The 4143-nt window shown below is 49.0% G+C and carries 4 protein-coding genes; 1 reads left to right on the top strand and 3 read right to left on the bottom strand.

What is annotated here, in order from left to right:
- The 3 genes from NT002_14380 to NT002_14370 form a co-directional block, all read right to left on the bottom strand.
- On the bottom strand, positions 1 to 912 hold a 912-nt coding region (locus tag NT002_14380; protein MCX6830450.1), incomplete at its 3' end, for a hypothetical protein.
- Positions 913 to 1021: 109 nt separating this feature from the next.
- Positions 1022 to 1591: a cation transporter gene (locus NT002_14375; GenBank protein ID MCX6830449.1), complete on the bottom strand. Its 570-nt coding sequence runs from the start codon at positions 1589 to 1591 to the stop codon at positions 1022 to 1024.
- A 221-nt stretch (positions 1592 to 1812) separates the two neighbouring features.
- Entirely contained in the window at positions 1813 to 2559 is a 747-nt protein-coding gene (locus tag NT002_14370) for a hypothetical protein (GenBank protein MCX6830448.1), read from the bottom strand.
- A gap of 555 nt (positions 2560 to 3114) precedes the next feature.
- Between NT002_14370 and NT002_14365 the strand changes: the two genes are divergently transcribed.
- A partial coding sequence (locus NT002_14365; protein ID MCX6830447.1) for a hypothetical protein occupies positions 3115 to 4143 on the top strand: 1029 nt, incomplete at its 3' end.

Raw genomic sequence — 4143 nt, 5'->3', positions numbered from 1 at the left:
GAATGTGTCATCGAGCTCATGATTGTGAAGATAGGCCAGGTCGATCTTAATCCGGTTGATATCTACCCCGATGCCGCCGGTGAAATTTCCGATATCGAATCCGGCCCGCCCGAAAAGTTTCTCCCGATAAGAAAGCTCCATCCCCCAGTGAGTATCAAAAGAGATATCCCCAACCCAGAATTGAGCCGCTTCCTTTATACCCTCAAATTTAATATCGCTGGAAAAAGCAAGCCGCCCGGTAAAACCTTTCAGCCTGTGCGAAACCATTATCCCGGGCTTGACCGTCGGAAGAATCGATTCGGTGTTTCCGCCGGAATAACGAATGAATCCCGAGAATAAATCGGTCACCATCAGGCCGACCTGCAGGTATTCGGCCGGCCGGTATAAGGCGCCAAAATCGGCGGTCAAACCATAGCCGGAAATAGTACTGAGGTTACGGTAGATCACCCGGGCGGTGACCCCAATATCGATATTTCTCAAACGGCCGGATAAGGAACCGGCCAGAAGATAGTCACCATGGGAGGCTTCCCGCACGACATAAGGGCGCCCCGATTGTGGATCGAGATTGGTAATTTTGATTCCGCCGCCGCCAAGGTAATAGAAATAGAAACCATAAGATTGAATCCCCGCCGTAATATCCGCCCGCTTGAAGGAATAGGCCAGAAAATCATGGTTGAGTAGCGCCCCGAAAGTCTCGGCATGCATCGCCATGATATTATGCCCGGCAAGCGAATTCAGCCCGGCCGGATTCCAATATCCGGCGGAACCATCAAAAGGCCCGGCAATTGCCGCCCCCCCCATGGCCAGCGCCCGCGCGCTGACACCCAAAGAGAAAGACTCCCCGGCATATTTGGCGGAAAAAGCCGGCGATCCGGCCATTAGAACAAGTATCAATATTGCGGTCTTACGCATTTGTCAATTATAAGAATCTATTATCACTTTGGCAATTCAATCCGGCTGAAGCCATAAAAAAAGGCGGGGAGATCCCCGCCTGATTATACTTAAATAGAGAATATTCAAACTAATGCGAGGTGTCCTGCGATTCGGTCTTGGTCGCGCCTTTCTTCTCGCACTTCCCGGTCATATCGCAAACCAAACCCTTTTTCGGGGTATTGGTGGTCGAAGTGGCCACGGCGGGAATAATCTCGGCCTGATAGCCGGTCTTGGTAACTACGGTAGTCAGTTGACTTGATTCCACCTTATCCGGGTCATAACAGACGACTGCCTTGCCGGTCTTATAATCAATCGAGACAACTTTAATAACCCCTTTATTCGCCTTCAAAGCATCCGTAATCGCGGCCTCACAGCCGGTGCAGGTCATCCCCTTGATATTCATGGTAAGATCGGCACATTTTCCTTTATAGTCGCATTTGGCATCCGCTGTTGTCACGTCAGAGCCTGAATTAGCCTTGGTGGCTTTCATTCCCGAGCATGAGCCGGAGCCCGAACTGGCCGTGGTAGCTTTCATTCCCGAGCAGGAACTGGAACTGGTTGAACTCCCCTGCCCGCCGCAGGCAAAAACAAAATTGGGGGCCATCGCCAAAACCAAACCCAAAACCAGAGCCAGACCGAAAAATGTTCTCTTATTCACGAGCTTGTCCTCCATAGATGAAAATTATTAATCATTGGTTATATCTAACTTAAATTGTCTTAATTGTCAAGGTACTTTTTATATTAGACTAAAATAATCTTTATTTAACTTGTTAAACCATTCAGAATCGGCGAAAGTTCCAAAAAAGTAAGGGTCAAAACCCTGAAGTCTGGGTTCTGGCCGATTTTTCTGTCAGACTAACGCGGAATTGGGCGGCTCAATCAAAAATAAACCGACATCCCGAATTTTACCGGGCGCCCCCTGACATTGAAACTGTGGCGGTCGCGTGTTTGCGCTGTCATCCGCCCATCGGGATATATGCGCTCATTATCTTTCCAGTTTTCCCATTGATAATCGAGTAATATGCCATATTCCGCCAGAAAGCTTACATTATGCCACAAAAACCACTCCACGCCGATGACGCCCATTCCACCGAGTGTCCAGGAAGAACTGCGTGAACGGAATTCCCTCCGAGTTGAAATCAAACGAACCCTATCACGGACAACTGCATCTTCTTTGTTATGGGTAAATCCGAGATGTGGCCCGAGGCCGAGGAATAGGTGCACTTCCGATCGACGCACTGGATAATAAAGGTACTGGAGCATCAAATCATAGCTGGAATGATTAAAATCTACATCGTAAAAGTGCTGCTCGTCCAATTGATTCGCAGAGGCTGAGTTTGTCACGGTCTCTTGATCGCCGACATTAACGGTGATACTCACGCCGAGACGAACGGCCGTTCTTTCGGAATAATGACGCTTGATATTCAGGATCGATCCCTCGAAAGTCCGGGGCCGGAAATCATTATCAAGCTCAAATTGCAGCGACCAGGCGCCTTTCTGAAGTGAATTCGGCCGGGCCTTTTTTGTCGGCTCCTGCTGTGCATTAGAAAGCGGGCAAAGCACCAGGACCAGGGCGGCCATAAACAACATGGCCGAAATACGACCTGAGGGGCTTAAGTTTCTCATACTGAATCTCCTCCCATTTAAGTATGATTTTAACAGCCTGATATTGATAAATTTGTCGCTCATAATTTAATGAATTTCGCCCTTTTCCGCAACAGGAATTTAAAGTTTCGCAGGGTCTTAGCCTTCTCGCTGCAAGCGGGAAGGCGTGACCTTGCGGCATAAGAACGCGCGGGGTCACACCTCATACTCTGTTCTCGGCAAGACCCCGCGCAAATCTAAAGCAGAATAGCGAATAAAAAGCATAATAGAAAACTCTTGAGATCTCAGCCAAATAAGATATATTTAACATGAATGAATCTCCAACTCGGGAGGTCTATCATGGGTCATATCGTAAGGAATCTAACAGTAGTTGTTTTAGCAGTTATACTATTGTTTTTGCTCGGTTGTTCAAAGGATAATCCTGCTGATTCAAAAAGTTCTCCTCCGCAGATAACCACCGCCGTTGTCAGTGGGATAACGGAAACAACAGCACAATGCGGCGGCACTATTACATCAGATGGCGGAGCAACGATAACCGCCCGCGGGGTATGCTGGAGTAAGAATACTATTCCTACGATGGCTGATAATAAAACCACTGACGGTGCCGGGGCAGGTAGTTTTACCAGTAAGATCACCGGTCTAACAGTCAACACCCCTTATTATGTAAGGGCTTATGCCACCAATAGTGTCGGCACCGGTTATGGTATGATAATGGCATTTGAAGCATTTGCGATACCGCCGGTATTAACCACGGCCGCTGTCAGTGCCATAACGGAAACAACGGCACAATGCGGCGGAACTATTACATCAGATGGCCGAGCATCCGTAACCGCCCGCGGGGTATGCTGGAGCACGAATGCTACTCCTGCGGTGGCTGATAATAAAACCATTGATGGCGCAGGAATAGGCAGTTTCATAAGTTCCATCGCCGGTTTAACTGGCAACACCCCTTATTATGTACGGGCTTATGCCACCAATAGCGTCGGCACCGGCTATGGCATGACTATGGCATTTACAACATCTGCGATACCGCCGATATTAACCACGGCCGCTGTCAGCGCCATAACGGAAACAACGGCACAATGCGGCGGGACTATTATATCAGATGGCGGAGCAACGATAACCGCCCGCGGGGTATGCTGGAGTACGAATACTACTCCTACGGTGGCTGATAACAAAACTTCTGATGGTGCCGGGGCTGGTAGTTTTACCAGTTCGATCACTAGTCTAACGGGAAACACCATTTATTATGTAAGGGCTTATGCCGCCAATAGCGTCGGCAACGGCTATGGCATAAACATGGCATTTACAACATCAGAGATATTGCCGGCATTAACTACCGCTGCTGTGAGTGCCATAACGGAAACAACGGCGCAATGCGGCGGGACTATTGCATCAGATGGCGGAGCAACGATAACCGCCCGCGGGGTATGCTGGAGTACGAATACTACTCCTACGGTGGCTGTGGACTGCACCCCTGAGACTGGACACAAAAGGTTAGGAGGATTTGGCACGGATTGGTATTTTGATACGAGGAAAGGATGGTGCCATGAATCCGAAACGGAAGTTCAGTGTGGAGCTGAAACGGCAGGTGGTAGAGCAACT

This window comes from Candidatus Zixiibacteriota bacterium, from assembly GCA_026397505.1.
GTDB lineage: Bacteria > Zixibacteria > MSB-5A5 > GN15 > PGXB01 > JAPLUR01.
The sequence above is the reverse complement of the archived record's forward strand: the minus strand, read 5'-3'. Positions and strand labels throughout refer to the sequence as shown.

Bases quoted from the DNA above. Each gene is read 5' to 3' on its own strand.
- NT002_14370 (MCX6830448.1), bottom strand. From the start codon at position 2,559: ATGAGAAACTTAAGCCCCTCAGGTCGTATTTCGGCCATGTTGTTTATG.